This window comes from Bacteroides celer, from assembly GCF_002632415.2.
Classification (GTDB): domain Bacteria; phylum Bacteroidota; class Bacteroidia; order Bacteroidales; family Bacteroidaceae; genus Bacteroides.
In genome coordinates this window covers 4,915,524-4,932,245 of the sequence record NZ_CP178209.1, presented here as the reverse complement: position 1 = coordinate 4,932,245, position 16,722 = coordinate 4,915,524, and the positions used below count along the sequence as shown (strand labels likewise).

General features: G+C 43.9%; 14 protein-coding genes. 1 reads left to right on the top strand and 13 read right to left on the bottom strand.

Annotated features, from left to right (window positions below):
• The first annotated feature begins 187 nt into the window (after positions 1–187).
• Entirely contained in the window at positions 188–1,048 is an 861-nt protein-coding gene (locus CJF29_RS20000) for a phosphodiester glycosidase family protein (protein WP_008650496.1), read from the top strand.
• A 277-nt stretch (positions 1,049–1,325) separates the two neighbouring features.
• Here CJF29_RS20000 and CJF29_RS19995 read toward each other — a convergent pair whose 3' ends face one another.
• Genes CJF29_RS19995 through CJF29_RS19935 form a run of 13 tightly spaced genes read right to left on the bottom strand, consistent with a single transcriptional unit; the run spans position 1,326 to position 16,721 of the window.
• Positions 1,326–2,066: a hypothetical protein gene (locus CJF29_RS19995; RefSeq protein ID WP_099146024.1), complete on the bottom strand. Its 741-nt coding sequence runs from the start codon at positions 2,064–2,066 to the stop codon at positions 1,326–1,328.
• Between the two features lie 17 nt (positions 2,067–2,083).
• Complete coding sequence (locus tag CJF29_RS19990; RefSeq protein ID WP_004311052.1) at positions 2,084–2,653, bottom strand: hypothetical protein; 570 nt, start codon at positions 2,651–2,653, stop codon at positions 2,084–2,086.
• Positions 2,654–2,709: 56 nt separating this feature from the next.
• The gene (locus CJF29_RS19985; protein ID WP_004311051.1) at positions 2,710–4,005 is read right to left on the bottom strand and encodes a phenylacetate--CoA ligase family protein; all 1,296 of its coding nucleotides are present in this window, start codon (positions 4,003–4,005) and stop codon (positions 2,710–2,712) included.
• Positions 3,989–5,686 (bottom strand): C45 family autoproteolytic acyltransferase/hydolase, encoded by a 1,698-nt coding sequence (locus CJF29_RS19980; RefSeq protein ID WP_099146023.1) that lies wholly within the window; start codon positions 5,684–5,686, stop codon positions 3,989–3,991. The genes CJF29_RS19985 and CJF29_RS19980 overlap by 17 nt, the downstream gene beginning before the upstream one ends.
• Positions 5,679–7,169, bottom strand: a complete 1,491-nt coding sequence (locus CJF29_RS19975; RefSeq protein WP_099146022.1) for a phytoene desaturase family protein — start codon at positions 7,167–7,169, stop codon at positions 5,679–5,681. The genes CJF29_RS19980 and CJF29_RS19975 overlap by 8 nt, the downstream gene beginning before the upstream one ends.
• 1 nt (position 7,170) lies before the next feature.
• Positions 7,171–11,028 carry a trifunctional MMPL family transporter/lysophospholipid acyltransferase/class I SAM-dependent methyltransferase gene (locus CJF29_RS19970; RefSeq protein ID WP_099146021.1) on the bottom strand — a complete coding sequence of 1,286 codons (3,858 nt, stop codon included), beginning with the start codon at positions 11,026–11,028 and terminating at the stop codon, positions 7,171–7,173.
• The gene (locus CJF29_RS19965; protein WP_099146020.1) at positions 11,025–12,215 is read right to left on the bottom strand and encodes a DUF2062 domain-containing protein; all 1,191 of its coding nucleotides are present in this window, start codon (positions 12,213–12,215) and stop codon (positions 11,025–11,027) included. Before CJF29_RS19965 ends, CJF29_RS19970 begins: the two co-directional genes overlap by 4 nt.
• Positions 12,212–12,646, bottom strand: coding sequence for a 3-hydroxylacyl-ACP dehydratase (locus CJF29_RS19960; RefSeq protein ID WP_099146019.1), 435 nt, complete (start codon positions 12,644–12,646; stop codon positions 12,212–12,214). Before CJF29_RS19960 ends, CJF29_RS19965 begins: the two co-directional genes overlap by 4 nt.
• A 3-nt stretch (positions 12,647–12,649) precedes the next feature.
• Entirely contained in the window at positions 12,650–13,210 is a 561-nt protein-coding gene (locus tag CJF29_RS19955) for a hypothetical protein (RefSeq protein WP_070782607.1), read from the bottom strand.
• On the bottom strand, positions 13,185–13,820 hold the full coding sequence (locus tag CJF29_RS19950) for a LolA family protein (RefSeq protein WP_004323602.1): 636 nt from the start codon (positions 13,818–13,820) through the stop codon (positions 13,185–13,187). The genes CJF29_RS19955 and CJF29_RS19950 overlap by 26 nt, the downstream gene beginning before the upstream one ends.
• Before the next feature lie 13 nt (positions 13,821–13,833).
• Positions 13,834–14,511, bottom strand: a complete 678-nt coding sequence (locus CJF29_RS19945; RefSeq protein WP_099146018.1) for a polysaccharide deacetylase family protein — start codon at positions 14,509–14,511, stop codon at positions 13,834–13,836.
• Positions 14,508–15,506 (bottom strand): beta-ketoacyl synthase chain length factor, encoded by a 999-nt coding sequence (locus tag CJF29_RS19940; protein ID WP_099146017.1) that lies wholly within the window; start codon positions 15,504–15,506, stop codon positions 14,508–14,510. The genes CJF29_RS19945 and CJF29_RS19940 overlap by 4 nt, the downstream gene beginning before the upstream one ends.
• A gap of 24 nt (positions 15,507–15,530) precedes the next feature.
• Complete coding sequence (locus CJF29_RS19935) at positions 15,531–16,721, bottom strand: beta-ketoacyl-[acyl-carrier-protein] synthase family protein (RefSeq protein ID WP_099146016.1); 1,191 nt, start codon at positions 16,719–16,721, stop codon at positions 15,531–15,533.
• Between the last annotated feature and the right edge of the window lies 1 nt (position 16,722).

Genomic DNA, 16,722 nt, shown 5'->3' with positions numbered 1-16,722 from the left:
AGCTATTAAAAGTTGACTTAAAGCTCTGTTGCTCACTCTGAATTAGATGCAGTCAGAAGATATGGATTATCTGGATAGTAAAAAAGGGAGGTAGAGAAAATGGAGCGAGCGGAAAGTTACAGGGATTTTTGGATGAATGGCGATTATTAACTAGCTTTAGCGGCCTAAATGATTCATTTCTCTATCTATGATAAAAAGAAACTTGTTAATTGCTATCTTGATTTTATGTTCTATCGGAACATTGAAAGGGCAAACCGCATCCGATTCTTTGGCAATCGTATCTGCCCAATGGAAGGTGGAAAGTCCTCAAAAAGGACTCATTTATAAGTATGCTTCTATCCCCCGATTGTATCAGGGACCCCAGTCTGTTAGTCTGATAGAAGTTGATCCCGGTGCGGGCTTGAAAGTTGATGTTGCCGTTTCGGATAAAATGAAAGAAACAAGTAAGATTGCTTCTGAATATAACGCCATTGCAGCCATTAATGGCTCCTATTTTGACATGAAACGGGGAAACTCGGTCTGTTTCCTGAAGACGGATCGCCAAGTTATTGATACAACGCTGCAGAGTGAGTTTAAACAGCGTGTCACAGGAGCCATTAGTGTGCGCAAAAGGGGAATGAAATTAATTCCTTGGAACAAACAGATAGAAAAGAATTATAAAGGCAAAGCAGGTACGATACTAGCTTCCGGTCCGTTAATGTTGAAAGACGGACAGGTTTGTGATTGGAACTCGTGTGAACCGAATTTTATCCGGACGAAGCACCCTCGTAGTGCTGTTGCTACTACTAAGGATGGAAAAGTCCTGTTGATAACGGTAGACGGGCGTTTTCCTGAACAAGCAGGAGGAGTGAATATTCCGGAATTGGCACATCTGATCCGGGTTTTAGGAGGTGAGGATGCATTAAATTTGGATGGAGGTGGATCTACTACTCTTTGGTTGTCCGGTGCATCGGATAATGGAGTCGTTAATTATCCTTGTGACAATGGGCGGTTTGACCATGCCGGAGAACGGAAAGTTCCTAATATTCTTTATATAACGCATCAATAACGTTTCCATTATTCTTCATTGTATTTAAGGTCTTTCAGTGCATAGATTAAGACTTTTCAGTGCAGAAACTAGTGACTTTTTATGCAGTCGGGTGGTTGTCCTGTTGTAACGGGACAATGGGCACTTTATAAAAAGACGAATGTCACCTTATAGGGTGACATTTATCATTCTATAAGGTGACTAGCTATCCTCAAAAGGATGAAAATTACTAAAGATACAAAATTAATTAGTGAAAAGCAATAGTAGGGTAAGAAATTTATCTGTATTGCAAACAGGCTTAGAATTCAAATCCGAATCTAGCTCCTACTCCATGTAACTCCCATGTATCATTCCAACTGTTATGATAATAATGCCCTCCATAGCTGTAACTATAATCTGTTGTGGCGTCATAATCTTGGAAGTTATACATCAAAGCTAAATTCAAGGCCTTTTTCCCTTTTAAAGAAAAACGTACTCCTACTCCTATTGAAGCATACGCTCCTTCTATGTCTCCTACAGCATATCCGGCTTTTACGTCGGCGAACGGAGTCACTTTTTTGTTGATGAAGTTAGCTCTGAAGTTAGCATAGATGGGGGCTGCATAAAGAACTGCATCGGTATAGTAGTTGAAAGCAACGCCACCACCTACAAAGAAATAATTGTTGAATTGATAACCATGTGTGGTTGATAATTCAATTTTAGAGGCATTGTAGTCGCTCACATCGCCAATATATGCAAAGTCTACGAAACCCTTATAGCCTTTTAATGTATTTCTTGCGGCTTTGCGGTCGTTGGTATCCTTACGATAATCTCTTGTGTACCGCTCTTCTTTTGTGATTTTAGTCACATCACTCATCTGACAGATGATGAGGCTGCCATCACCTGTTTTGATTTTTAAAGAGACATTGGGCACTTGTTCAATGATTACTCCTTTAATAATGCTGCCATTCTTTAAATACACTACTTCTGTGTAATTCTGTGCTGCGACATACGTACTGATACTTAATAATAAGGTCAGTACTAATAGTAGTTTTCTCATACTTGTATTTTTATTGTTTATAGTTTCTTGAGTGCGCTATAGATAGAGCCTGCCCAATAGTTGCGCAATCCGAAACCACGTGCCTTGCCGTCGGTAATCCATTCTTCAATGATTTCCTTTGTTTCGGTATTGAAGAATACGACTTCATACGTACCTCTATTGTTTGATTTGTCCAGGAACTGTGCGATAAACACCATACCTACTCCGGGTGTTTTCTGGATAGGCAATGCGTTGATGGCTGCTTTGATTTGCTCTTTACTAAGAGTATATTCTCTTTTAGCAGTCATTAGCTCGGTCAGGTCGATGTTTTCGTTCACCTGATTAACGGCATCCAGTGAAATCTCTGTCACTTCTTTTTTCAATTGTTTTCCTACGTTATACTTCTTAGCTTCTGTGATGAACAGTTCATTGATACGTCTGAAAGCATCTTTGAATTGTGCCGGTGATTCATCTGCACCGAAAATTTTTACTTGGGAGTAGTCTACCCCATAGAACTTAATAGACTGAATGTCTTTCAATGCACTCTTGCCTTGTCCGAAACAGAACAGGCTCGTGCTCAAGAATAAGAATAGAATAAGTTTTTTCATATACGTTAATGTTAAAGTGATATAGTTGGTTACTAACTTCCAAAAGTAGAAAATAATTATCGTAAATCAATGAATTTTATCGTTTTTCGACTCATTGGAGGCATTTGTATCTTGGCAATGTACTCTGCCGATTCAAAATTGATGCTTGGCGCCACTCTGACTTTCGAACGGAACAGATCTTTAATCTCTTTGGCAAAGGCTTCGCTACGGTTCTCGCTTCCGATACGAATCAGAATCTCATCCGTTCCCAATTCATTGGTATAAACTTCAATGATATAGTTTTTTACCGAAGGTATATTATCCAGAATGTCGAATAATGCAGGCGGATACAACGTCGTTCCTTTGTATTTAATCATTTGTCCTTTCCGGCCGAGGATGGAGCTTAGGCGGATGGTATTTCTCCCGCAACCACAGGGATCGGTGTGGTGGTAACAAATATCACCTGTTTTGAAACGGAGCAACGGCATACCTTTGACTCCGAGCGTCGTGATCGTCACTTCCCCTGCTTCTCCCTCTTCCACAGGACGATTGTTATCATCCAGAAACTCTACAATGATAAGTTCCGGTTGCAAATGCCCTCCGTGGAATTCATTACACTCGGTAAAGGACGACTGCATTTCGGTGGAGGCATAAGTGGAATACAACTGCAAGGCAGGCCATTTATCGTGTATTTTCTGTCCGAGCGTATTCAACTGGAATTCCTGATTGCGCAATGCTTCTCCGATACAGATGCACTTCTGCATGGAACAGGTATTATGGTTGATATGATTCTTTTCGGCAAACTCTATCAGTTTGATAAGGAAAGAGGGGACTACCATTCCACAAGTCGGATGTATCCGTCGAATTGTGTCCCATTGCAGTTCCGGGATGCCGTTGCCTACACGGATCACTCCCATACCCAGTTCGCGGGCTCCCATATAATATGCCAAGCCTGCCATGAAACGGCGGTCGATGGTAGTCATCAATTGAAGAATATCTTGCTTGGTGCATCCGGTGGTGGTGAAAGATAAGTATTCGTTGTAAGAAAGACGGTCCAGGTCTTCAGAGGTGAGTACGAAAGTGACCGGATCTCCCAATGTGCCCGAAGTCGTCACATAGTCGATAATTTCCTCTTTGTCTACGCAGATGAAATCATCGTTATGGAGTTGCAGGTCCGTCTTGGTAGTGACGGGGATCTGTTGCAAGTCTTCAATCGTCTTTATTTGATTGATATCAATGTGATGTTCGGCAAACATCTGTTGATAGAACTTGGAATGTGCTTGCAGGTAGGCTAACACTTTGGCTAACTGTTCTTCCTGATAGCTTTTGATATCTTCCGGTGAGCGGAACTGAATTTCAGGATTCTTTTCCATCTTTGGATTGTTTTTGAATTTTCTGTTGGATACGTTCTTTCTCTTGCAACTTGGGAATGGATTTCTTCAATGCCTGTTGCCAGTATGCAATGGCCTGTTTAGATTGCTGCATGGCCTCGTAGTAATCTCCTATTACTTCATATACATAGTATAGGGAAGGATTGGAGGCTTGGTATGTTTTTAAAACAGATTCCTCTATCTGTTCCTTTTTTCTGATTTTCTTCAATAAAAGCGGAGTCAGTTTCTTATACGTGAGAAGATGCTGGAACTCCGGTGTGTCGATGAATTTATCTTCCGGAATGGTCAGGTTGGAACTGTATATTTCGTGTTGCCAATTAATCGTGTCCTTGAATATCTTATTCAGGTCATAGGCTACGTATTTCCCACATTGCCAGGGAGAGGTCGATACCCACATCAGCCGTTTCTCCGGTTGGAAGATGACGGAATGATGGGCAATAAACTGATTGATGGCCATTTCGTTGGCCAGTCCCAGGTCTGTGTTTTGCAGGCCTTTGTGGTCACGCAGGATAGAGGCGGCTTTGGAGACATCGATCGGAAGATCCTCATTAATGAGTTCCGTTAATCGTGCAAAACGGTATGGGCTGTCGGAAGTGCGGATATTTTCCATGTTTCGTTCGTCCTTGCTGAATTCTTCCGATTGGTAATGGTTGGTGCAGATGAGCCGATTGGCTTCTTTTCCGGTGAAAAGCACAGTTTTCTCCGGAGATTTCTCGATAATCGCGGCTTTGCCATCTTTGGCAGAACCTATCAATATGGATTCGGAGACGAATGTTTCCCGTTTTTTGGCGATGGCAAAGGCTTCATCAATAGTGGCTGCATATTGCAGAATCTCTCTGGTCAGGATGGAAATAGGGGTGGCGGAACCTGTGGGGACAGCAGATTTGGCAGCATTAATTGTCACGGTAAGACCTGTCTCGTTCATGCCGGATAACACTCCTATCATACCGGGCCATCCGACGGAAGCAAACCTGTATCCTTGCTCCGGTACATAAAAAGCCACCTGCTTGTTCTCTGCGAAGGCATCTCCTACGTAGAAATCGAAGTTACGTCCGATCAGCAGGGATGAATCTGCACTTTGTGTTCCCCAAGTGGCGAACGAACTGCATCCCACTAACATATAATCTTGCATGGCATGTCCCAGGTCGTGTGCCGAATGGTAATTCAACTGGCGTTCGTAAGGAGTGCCGATGAAGTCGTATTCATGCGTACATGATAGTGAGATTCCGTAGATTTCGTCGCGGTATTCTTCGAGGATGTTCTCACCCAGATTACGGTTGAATAATACAATGAAGAACCGGAGGAATTTCAGATAACTGTCTGAAGGAACAATCTCACGAATCTGATCCACGAACACTTTCTCTTGATGGTGGAGCAGGTCGGAAGACAGTTGCCCGATAGCTTCTCCTCTCTGGAAAGCATCCCCTTTCACAAACAATTCCCATAAGCCGCTGTCGCTGTGCCGGAGAAAGTTATCTCCATAATGCCGGAGGTGGAGACTGTCTATATCAATCACTTTGTCTGTGGTCATGCTTTGCTCATGTTTGGGCGTTTGCATATCCGCAGAAAAGTAGAGATAGCTGATTCCGGCTATCAATAGAACGATGAGCGACAGGAAAAGGAAGCCCGTGTATTGGAGTGTCTTTTTGACTATTCTATGCATTTCCTACTTTTTTAGCCAGATATTCTTGTCCTACAAACTCCGCACAAGTCAGCATGGCAGTTAGTGTCACCCCTAATGCACCATGCACATTCAGGTTTTGCCCGGTGAAAAAGAGATTTCCCAAGCGGCTTCTTGTCGATACGAAACCAATTTGCGGACATTTATAATCTTTGATAATCCCATACGCGGAACCATCCACTGTTCCTGTATAGTCCCGATAGCTTAATGGAGTAGTGGCATACATCTCTTCTATGTTTTCTGAAAGATCAATGCCATGTCCCCGGATGAAGCGGAGAATCTGTTTTGCTTTCTCCTTTTTGAAGGATTGATAGTCTTCTCCCCGATGTTCGGGAGTCGTGTCCTTCCAGGCGGACAGTTCATCTATATACATCGGTGTCAGGATGGAAATGACACTGGCATATTGACTGTCCTCGGAAGACGCTTGCATGGAAATCATACAGTTGGTGGTCCGTCCCGGATAGAGCAGTTTGTCATACCACACTTTATTGTTCGCATGCAGATACAGGTTGCGGTTCTGATAGGGAGTGCTTTTTTTCTTCATTACCAGGTAGAGCGTAAAGATGCCGTAGGTATTTTCCAACGAACGGATGCGGGAAATATAGGCATTCTTGATGCTACGGTTTTTATCCAGTATCTCCAATGTCCGTTGGGGATGCATATTGGAGATGACGAAGTCGCTTTCCAGTCGCTCTTCTCCATTGATGATAACCCCTTGTACCTTTTCGTTTTCAACGATGATGCGGGTGGCTTCACTGTTATTGAGCACGGTCCCTCCGTTTGCCCGGATTACATTGATTAGCTCCAGACTGACTTGCATACTTCCGTCTACAAAACGGTAGGCGCCTTCAATATAGGAGTGATTAATCATGGCATGCTGGTAGAAAGTGGAGACATCTTTCAAACCTCCGTAGAGTAAAGCTGAACCTGCCAGTACATTTCGTAAGGCGGGGTCCGGAGTGATATCCGCAATCAGGTGGGCGGCAGAGGTACAAAAGTATTTCATACCCTCCAAAGCGAGTGTGCCTTGTTTCAGGTGGTCTACGCTAATCAGGTTTCCGACAGCTTGAAGCTGTTCGGCATAGCATTTCAAGTTTTCTTTCTCATGCGGGAAGGAACGGCAGATGGTTTCAATAAACTGCGGGTACCCCATTGCATAATCGTATGTTTTTCCTTTATAGTAGATCGTATCAAAAGCAGCATCGTCCAAGCGTTTTATTTTCAGCTTGTCCATGATACCGAAATAGCGGAAATACTGGTTCATCACTTGACCCTCATCCAGGCTTCCTACATAATGAATACCCGTATCCAACAGATGCCCTTTTCGTTGGTAAGTCTGGAAGCATCCGCCGAATTGCGCATTTTTTTCTACTACGCATACGTTGAATCCCTCTTTGCTAAGAATCGCTCCGCATTCCAGTCCGCCAAGGCCGCTGCCGATAATGATGATGTCATATTTGCTCATACTAGTTCGGTTTTCTAAATATGTAAATGGTGTTTGATGTATATTTGTCATTAGGAATGATTTCGACAGCCATTCCACAGGCGACTGCTATTTCCCGTAATTGGGTTTCAGTGGTGAAATACAGCTCTCCGGTCGTCCGGTTGAAGTTGAAAATACGGGTGGATAGTAATTCCGTGAACCGGGTTAACCGGTGCTTGGAAGCGTTGGCTGAATTTCCGTCGCGTATGATAATCATTCCTTGTGAACGTAAGCGACCGGCACATTTCAACAATAGGGTTTGTTGATGTTCGTAGCTCATATAGTGAAGCATGTCGTTCAGGATAAAGACATCACTTTCCGGCAGAGGATATTCCAATGCATTGCCATGCTTGAACTGGAGATGCTCGTTGCGTAACCATCCGTGCTGCGCCAGCGCTATCTTGTCTTCATCGTAATCAATACCCAGGATTTCCCGGTCCTCGGAAAGCAGAGACAGCATATAGCATAACGGGCCGAAGCCGCAACCGATGTCTGTGATTTGCCCTTGGACGGGAATCAACCGGTTGAATAGCCGATAATTCTTTTCCATCTTTACTTTAATACGGATATACCATTCTACGACGGGACCTTTATAGATATAGTTCTGGATAAGAGCTTCGTAGAACGCAGGATTGTCCGTCGTGTTCTGTTCACGGCAGATACGGGCATAAACCTCTTTCATGTAAGCGGATATGCGTTTGGTACGCTCCTGATAAGTACTTCCGAAAGACAGATCGTCTAGTGGTATACGGGGAAGTATTTCTGTATAGATGATTCCTTTCCGGATATTGAAAGGCTGTGCTTTGGCAATGATTTTGTTATTACCGTAAAGCAGGATCGGCAGAATATCCAGTTTCAATGCTTCTGCCAGATAGAATGCTCCTTTGTGGAAACGTTTCATCTTTCCGTTATAGGTACGTGTGCCTTCCGGGAAAATGGCGATGGAGTAGCCCTCCTTCACTTTTTTCCGCATCCGTTCCATGTATTGCTCGTATCCTTCGCCTATATAATAGAAGTCGACATAACGAATGATGGCTCCGAAGAAAGGAGAGTGCCATACCCAATGGTTGGTCACCATCAGGATTTTAGATGAAAGAGACAGCAATACCAGAATGTCGATGAACGACTGGTGGTTGGCAATGATAATTGCCGGATGCCGGAAGCGTTCGTTGGCTTTGTTGATATGTTCTTTTTTGACGGCGGTGGCCAGTAGCAAAATTCCTTTGCAGGTGATTTGTATCAGGCGGCACACCAAACGCTGCTTGCTGCTTTTGCGCACAGGCACCGGATAAAGCAGGATAATCAATATACGGAGGACGATGCAGCCGATAAAGAAAAGCAGGAAGAGCAACACGGTACGTATCAATCCGATAAGCGTATAAGGCGGTAATCCTTTGGAAGCGGGTCCTGCGATGAAGAACCGGAAAATGAGTGGCTGAATGGTATAGGCCACCAGTACTACTGCTATCATACCCAGAATGGAAATCAGGGAAATGGATTGCAAAGCCGGGTGTTTGGCAAACACAAGTGCTCCCATACCGACCACTGTGGTGAAGGCGGAGAAGAAGATAGCCGTTTTATGGGAATTCAACACCTTCTGACCTGTACGGTATTTGTTTTGTAGCCCGTCCATAATGAAGATACTGAAGTCATCTCCAATGCCAAAGATAAAGGTGGACAGGATGATGTTGATAATATTGAACTCAATCCCCAGAATTCCCATCAATCCCAAGATGATTACCCAGCTGATTAGCATCGGGAGAAAGCTCATCAGGGTAAGTTCGATACGTCCGTAGGAGAACCATAGTGCAAAGAATATGAGGAAAGAAGAGATGTACAGAATCAGGTAAAAGTCGTCATTGATGGCCGATACCCATTTGTTGGCAAAATAGGAACGGTCGAAGATGACTACATTCGGGTCTTTATTAAAGTTCTGGTACACAGCTTCCTTATTCGGTTCGCTGATCCGTATCTGGCTGATAAGCATGGTGATGGAATCGGCAGAGGTTTGCCATTCATTCAATAGCTTGCCGGATAAATCGTCTCCTTGCGCGGTGTAATGATATTCACTGAAAGGTTGGTTCATCCATTGATAAAAAGAATCAAAGCTTCCCGGACGGAAACGATATTCGGCGGCAGCTGTTTCCAGCTGTTCACGGACTTGTTGCAGTTTTTCATCCGTCCAGTAATCTTTCCATTTCTTCAGGCGTTTCTGCTGCTCTTGCGGAGAGATCAGAAACTGTGAGGCGGAGGCATACTCTTTGATGAGTCCCTGCTCTTTCAGTGCCGATAACTTCTGATTGGTCGTTGCATAAATTTCGGTAGCCTGATTCATGTCTTTGCCCACACTGACAAAAAGCACGGTCTTTTCGTCGTTGTCGAAGAGTTGCAGTAATTTTTCTTCCGATTGTTGGAGATGGCGGGGCTCATAGTTGAGACTCATCATATCGTTGCTGAAGCCTACCTTTTGCGAAGTAAACAAACAGATCACTGTAATGAGGAGGATGCCGCCTACCAGCCATTTATTTTTTTCGTAAGAATAAGCATTTATTTTCTCGATGATGCGTAGTATGCGTCCCTGTTTGACGTCTGCCTGTCCTTTCAGAAAATGAGGCAGGTAAATGAGACAGAAGAGGGTGGTGCCCACCAATGCCAGAGAGGCAAACAATCCGAAGTCGCGTAACAGATCGGAACTGGTGAATATCAATCCCAGAAATGCGCCGATAGTGGTGAAACTACCTACCGTAAGCGGATAGGCTATCTCTTTAATAAGTTGTTGAACGGTGGAAACATGGTTCTGGTGTGCCAGCATGTGAATGGAATAGCTTAGTGCAATACCCATCACTGCCGAACCAGCTCCCACTGCAATGGCGGAGATACTTCCTTTGATAAAGAAAATGAGAAACAGGGCAAATAATCCTCCGAACAGTACCGGAGTAATAATCAACGGTATCGATCTCTTTCGTTTAAAAACGAGTGAGATAAATACAATGATGATAAGCAGTGCCAGGGAGGAGGTCAGGATGGTATCTTTCTTAATCTGACGGGCGTTGTAGACTCCCACGGAGGGACCGCCGAAGTATTCAGCTCGAATGGTAGGAGATTTTTCCTGTACGTGCTTGAGCTCTTCTTCGAGTATCTTTATCAGTTCGTCGTTCTTTCCGGTGCTGCCTGTACTGAATACCGGGGTAATGAACATAAGCAAGGTGGAACCGTCTTTGGAGAAGATATGTTCGTCATAAATCTCGTAGTTGGCTTCCAACTGGAAATCTTGCAAATGTTTCAGGGTTTCGCTTCCCAGTCCGAGCGGGTCCCGGAGAATATAGCTTCTTAATGCAATTCCGGCAGGAGAGAGGAGATTGGTATAATTCTTTTGCATGACAGCCTGTATCCCTTTATCCGTCAGTAAGGAATCGAAACGTTGATAGTCTGTATCTGTCAGGAAAAGCGGGAGATGTTCATAAACGAAGTCCGTGGCTCCTTGGACGAGGCTTTGGTCTACCTGTGCGAAAATTCCTTTAATCAGTTTTCCTCCGGCTTTTTCAGTCAGGGTTTGTTGCAGTTGTCCGGCTGCTTCTATCAGGGAGTCGGGTTCTACGCGGTGGCAGGTATCTGCCGAGGATAACATAATGATAATCTTATCCTTAATCTTGAGATTGTCGAATACTTTGATTGTGTTCTGGGAATCTTTAGTGTCGGGGAAAAATTGTGTGATGTTCTCTTCGAACCTTACTTGCAGGGCAAAGAATCCCATTAACAGGACACAACTGATGAGTGACAAATAGAACAGAGTCTTGTGCCTCTCGAAATAATCATATAGTCCGATAAAAAACTGGGTCATATCTTTTTTTTCCTACACGCCGTGAGCAGAATGAACGCGATGGTTCCTGCCAGTATGCTGCAACCGACTGCAAAGATAACACTTCCTATTAAATATTGCTCTATGACTGATTTTACATTTTCAAAAGAAAGTTCGTTTAAATGCAGATTGACAGGATCTCCCAGCACTTTACAGCCGGTTACGTAACTGCCGTACAGCAAAAATGGAATCATCGGAGGGATACTGATATTGGCTGCTACAATAGCTATGACTTTATTCAGTCTAAACAAATGTGCCAGAAATAACGTGATTAGCATTTGATATCCCCATACCGGAACGATACCCATGAATACGCCGAGTGTGATGGCAGCCGTGATCCGCAGATTAGATTCGGGGGAGTGGGTGACATGATCCGAGAAAAACTGCTTGCAGTTCTTCCAAGTCAGTTTACGGAAGAAGTTTCGGGGGATGATCCAAAGGAAAGTGACGAGCACCAGTACTGTGTTCAGGATACTGATACGGGTGAAATCGCGAAACGGTCGGAAATGAGAAACCCGCTCTTCCTGTGGTGGATAATAAACATGTACCGGAATGTTTTTAACAGTAATGCCTCCCCAGGCTGCAAAGACAAGTGCTTCCAGCTCAAATTCGTATTTGGCGGTGTAATACCACTTGTCCACATTCATTCGTTGGATGGGGTACAGGCGGTAGCCGGATTGTGTATCTTGCAGTTTGATACCTGTTTCGAGGGTAAACCAGAAGTTGGAAAACTTATTGGCAAATGTATTCTTTCCCGGCATATTGTCCGAGGCGAGGTTACGGGCACCTACTAATAATGTGTCCGGTTCTTTTTCTATGGCTTCGATCAATGCGGGAATATCCGAAGCGAAATGCTGTCCGTCAGAATCAATGGTGATTGCATACCGAAATCCTTGCTTTTTGGCAAAGGATAGTCCATGTCTCAAGGCTACTCCTTTTCCTTGATTGGCAGGGTGGGTGATGGTATGTAAGTTAGATTTCCGGCTAAGTATTCCGGCAGTTTCATCTGTAGAACCGTCGTTGACAACAAGGATATCGGGGGCGTAGAAACGTACACTTTCTATGACGTCCGCCAGTGTCTTTCCATTGTTGTAACTTGGGATGATAACGATGATCCCTAATTGTTTCAACTTCTCGTGCCAATAGGCTGTACTTATTTGTTCCTTCATACTGTCGGGGTAAGTGCAGCTTTTAGTTTGATGAAACATTCGTTCTTTACGGTATTTTCTTCTACAGTGCTCTCTTTCACTGTACTCTTTTTTACAGCATCCTTCTTTACAGTCCCTTCCGCTTGCAGCTGAAGTGTACTTTCTTCTGTCTCTTTAAAAGTCAGTGCCACCGAAATGTGCGGTGTTTCTGTAGGATTGATAGCCGAAAGAAACTTGCAGGAAGACACTTGTGTTACTTGCAATTTTTGCTGGCGAATGTCTTCTACACATTCCTTGATAAGTTGTAACAGGCAAACTCCCGGAACTACCGGATGTCCGGGGAAATGTCCCTGATAAACAGGATGCCCGGGATTCAACTTTACTTGGATAGTCCAGATCGTTGAGTCCGATGATTCGGAGGAAAGGATGGTATAGAAGTTATCAAGTAGCATATATTAAATCTCTTTAGATAGTTTGTCCAGACGGATCGTTAACCGAATCCACGGATGTTTGATTTTTATTTGTGCGGGATCGCCCGGAGTATTGCCAGTGATGTAGACCACTGACTTTCCAAAGCCTTTTCCACTGGTTCTTTTTTCAGTAGCACTGTCTTTAGTCGTTTTCACACGAATATCTTTCCCACTTAAGAACAGACGTCTGAAATCCATCTCCAGAAGTTTCAGCACCTTTTCCTTTTTCATGGGTTCAATGCAACTGTTGACAGTAAACTGATCGTTGCGTAGAGAAAAATCGAAAAGGCTTAGTCCGAAGTAAGTAGACGCTACGATCCGGATTTCGTTATCAGGCATACGGCGTACTATTAGCATACCGCTCATGTGATGTTTCATGAAATCCAGTTGGATATTGTATTTTTGCGAGCTTTCTCCTTGTGTTAGTTCGATAGCGGGGAGCACAGTACTTCCTTCCCCGCTCATCCGTGGAGAGCAGGAAGTCTGGATCTGTATCCATAAGAACAGCAGAACCATCAGACTAACGAATCGCAAACTTCGTCTCATTCTTCAGGGAGTTGAACTTTTTATTATAGAATTCGTATTCTGTATAGTTTGTGGCTGTTTCGGACAGACGGAGTTTGTGTACCGACATATCTTTCTTGTCCAGATAGATTTCTATACCGGCAATATAGGCTTGTACCGCTTTGTTGGTCGGTTTTATTTTAACCAGATAGTATCGTGCGTCTTCAAAATACTCCAGCAGGTAGTTGGACGACATTTTAGACAGGTCGCCTATCATACACGCGGTCAGCATATCCTGCATCTGTGCCATCATTTTGTTCGAACTAAGATTCATGATACTTTTCTTGCCATCCGAAACGATTTTGAGCTTACTACCGTTTATCACGATGAGATAATCCATCGGGCGGAAATATTCCATGCAGATTTTATGGGTCTTCTGGTAGTAAAACTTCCCTTTGGAAGTAACTTTCTCATCGAATACATCGAGATATTTCACTTGGGTAAAATCGCTTTCGATGGACTCTACGGTTTGCGCCTCCTTTGCCAGGCGGCTTTCAAACTCTGTCTTTTGCGCCATCTTTTTCATGCTCTGGGCATGGATAGAGGCTATTGACAAGAAGAAAAGCGATAAATATATTAATAAAGTTCTCATACCTTTTTTTATTTTATGCCAATAGTTTGTCCGGACGGACAACGGTATATCCTTGTTCTTTCAGCAAATCCAAGATTTGTTTCACTAGCTGGTCGCTGTCTGGCATCCGGTCGTGCAACAGAATGATGGCTCCCGGTTCAAGACGTTTCCGAATCTTGGCAAGGACTTTATCCGGTGCTTGTTGTGTATCCAGTGTACGGATGCTCCATCCTATAGAGGTATATCCTAACTGTCGAACGGCTTTCGCAATCGTTGGATTAGTGACACCGAACGGCGGACGAAATAAACTAACCGGCTGCGAAGTTACTCGTTCTAGTTCACACTGACAAGTTTGCAAGTCTTTTTTCATCTTGGAGAGCCTGTATAGCGGGAATAAACCGGAATGGGTATGCGAATGATTTCCAATCAGATGACCTTCTGCCACCATTTTTTGCAAGATTGCTTCATTCCCTTTTACCTTATGACCGATACAGAAGAAACAGGCGGTTACCTGATATTCTTTTAGTACCTGCAGAACTTTGGGAGTCTGTAGGGAGTCGGGGCCGTCATCAAAAGTCAGGGCGACAATCTTTTCCGCAGTATGCTTTTTGCAAAATGACCGGAGGTAAATTCCCGATTGAATGCTATAAGAGGCATAAACGAGAAAAGACAGGAGCAAGAGCAAGCAAAGAAGGAGGCAAACGATTATCATACGCTTTTCCGGATTAGAATCAATGAATGATTGATGGAGTGGTGATGATTGTAAATCAATATATGGGTCGAGGTAGTGCAGTTGACCGATTCGTTCACTGCTTTCCATACCGCATACGATGTTGCGGTAGGATATTCACCACATTCATTCTTAAAACTAAGATGAACACTTTCCGGGAAAATGTTTGTTTCAAGCTCTTCATAAATAGAGTTGTCATTGTCGACAGTTTGCTCGTGAGAGTCATCTTGATTGTGTTGCTTCTTGTTTTTCCCGGTAACCAACCACTGAATATCCTGACATTCTAAACCATTTCGTTGCAAAAAACGGATGATTCGGGAGCTGATTTCTTCTGTTGTCTGTTTCCCGATGAAAGTTTCGACTCCCTGTATTTCAGCCAACGGATGCTCTCCGGCTTCCCGACTTAACAGAAAGAATTGAGCACCTTCTCCGGCTGCTATCCCTTTCAGCATTCCCAGCCGTTGCTGAATCGTGTAACTGGTTTCTGTCATTTCATCGATGGCTCCCACAAGTATATTCTCGCTTCCTTCTTCTATTTTCATCATAGCGTCCAATAAAGCACTTTCAAAACTAAGTCCACGGTGGACATAAGTCATGTTGTAGGCATGTATTTGATGAATCAGAGCTATTTGTGCACCGATTGTATTGAATGTCGACTGGATGAAAGGAGTAGGATTCAGCATCCGCTCTTCATTATCCAATAGGTTGTTCAGGAATTTTTCCGTATCTGTCAGGCAACCCAATCCTGTTGCTGTGATGATTCCTTGTATCTTTTCAGGAGATAGTTCACCCATACATTCCAATCCGCAGGCCACCCCCATTTTTACGATACGGCTCATGCGTCTGCGCAAGGTCGCATTGGTGATAATATCCTTATAATCGGGTTCGGAAGCCTGAAGATAAGGGCGATTATTTTCTGGTGAATGATCCTTTGGCGGATGAATGGAAGCGGTGCGTTGAATATAAACTGGCTGCATAGGCTTAAATACTTAAAGGTGCGTTCATGCTGGAAAATTCGTTGCGGAAAAGAGGAGCGATGAATCGTTTCCTCCGAAACCGAAAGAGTTGGATAACACATGTCGGATGGGGATTCCTTCTTGAAAAGAGGTTTCCGGTATCAGTCCTGTTTCCGGCATCGCATCCGTAAAGTTCAGGTTGGGATAAATCAGCCCTTTATCTATTGAAAGAACGGAGTAAACAGCTTCAATTCCTTCGGAAGCTCCTAAGGTATGTCCGATAAAAGCTTTTACCGAACTAAATGGCGGAACATGTTCTCCAAAGATTCTTCGGAGTGCCATACCTTCTGACGCATCATTGCCGGGAGTACCTGTTCCATGTACATTGATATAATCGATTTCTTTGGGAGAAATGCCACTGGAGGCGATAGCTTCACTCATTGACAGAAAGGCACCGTTCCCTTCAGGAGAACTTCCTGTTTGATGATAAGCCTCATTTGTATTGGCGTAACCGCTAAGTTCGCAATAAGGAGTTCTTTGAAGTGAACTTTCCGATTGAAGTACTAAGTAACCGGCACCTTCTCCCAGATTTAATCCGGTACGTGAGCGGTCAAAGGGACGGCAATGTGTTTTGTCCAAAATCATCAGGGAGTTGAATCCATTGAGCGTAAACCGGCAAAGTGCATCTGTGCCTCCCACGATAGCAGCATCCAGTAGCCCGTGTTTAATCATTCTTGCTCCCAGCATGATGGCATTGGCTGCTGACGAGCAGGCTGTACTGATGGTGGTTATAAAATCATTGATACCCAAATACGAAGCAATCAATTCTGTGCTGGCTCCGCAGTCGTGTGAAATTACTTCCCGTAACCGTCCCTGTCCCGGGTTCTTCTTGAAAGATTCATAGAAGTGCTCGCTCAAATCCATGCCGCCAACGGAAGTGGCGGAAATAAAACCGATACGTAATGATGGTGTGAGTCCCGCATCTTTCATTGCTTCTTTGGCTGCTATCATTCCCAACAAGGCTGTACGTGATACAGTGCGTTGCGGCGGTAAAGAGATCAGTTTCTTTAGTTCCTCATTGCTACGTTTCACTTCGGATACGGGCACATCGAGAGCAGTCGGAAAAAGAGTTACTTTTCCGATGCCATGCTTTCTTTGTCTCAACGCTTCTATATTTTCGGAAACTCCGATACCGATGCCCGAAACAACTCCCAATCCGGTGACGTATATCTTCATC

Coding starts and splice junctions, on each gene's coding strand:
- CJF29_RS19990 (WP_004311052.1), bottom strand. CDS start 2,653: ATGAAAAAACTTATTCTATTCTTATTCTTGAGCACGAGCCTGTTCTGT.
- CJF29_RS19955 (WP_070782607.1), bottom strand. CDS start 13,210: ATGAGACGAAGTTTGCGATTCGTTAGTCTGATGGTTCTGCTGTTCTTA.
- CJF29_RS19950 (WP_004323602.1), bottom strand. CDS start 13,820: ATGAGAACTTTATTAATATATTTATCGCTTTTCTTCTTGTCAATAGCC.
- CJF29_RS19995 (WP_099146024.1), bottom strand. CDS start 2,066: ATGAGAAAACTACTATTAGTACTGACCTTATTATTAAGTATCAGTACG.
- CJF29_RS19970 (WP_099146021.1), bottom strand. CDS start 11,028: ATGACCCAGTTTTTTATCGGACTATATGATTATTTCGAGAGGCACAAG.
- CJF29_RS20000 (WP_008650496.1), top strand. CDS start 188: ATGATAAAAAGAAACTTGTTAATTGCTATCTTGATTTTATGTTCTATC.
- CJF29_RS19935 (WP_099146016.1), bottom strand. CDS start 16,721: ATGAAGATATACGTCACCGGATTGGGAGTTGTTTCGGGCATCGGTATC.
- CJF29_RS19975 (WP_099146022.1), bottom strand. CDS start 7,169: ATGAGCAAATATGACATCATCATTATCGGCAGCGGCCTTGGCGGACTG.
- CJF29_RS19965 (WP_099146020.1), bottom strand. CDS start 12,215: ATGAAGGAACAAATAAGTACAGCCTATTGGCACGAGAAGTTGAAACAA.
- CJF29_RS19945 (WP_099146018.1), bottom strand. CDS start 14,511: ATGATAATCGTTTGCCTCCTTCTTTGCTTGCTCTTGCTCCTGTCTTTT.
- CJF29_RS19960 (WP_099146019.1), bottom strand. CDS start 12,646: ATGCTACTTGATAACTTCTATACCATCCTTTCCTCCGAATCATCGGAC.
- CJF29_RS19940 (WP_099146017.1), bottom strand. CDS start 15,506: ATGCAGCCAGTTTATATTCAACGCACCGCTTCCATTCATCCGCCAAAG.
- CJF29_RS19985 (WP_004311051.1), bottom strand. CDS start 4,005: ATGGAAAAGAATCCTGAAATTCAGTTCCGCTCACCGGAAGATATCAAA.
- CJF29_RS19980 (WP_099146023.1), bottom strand. CDS start 5,686: ATGCATAGAATAGTCAAAAAGACACTCCAATACACGGGCTTCCTTTTC.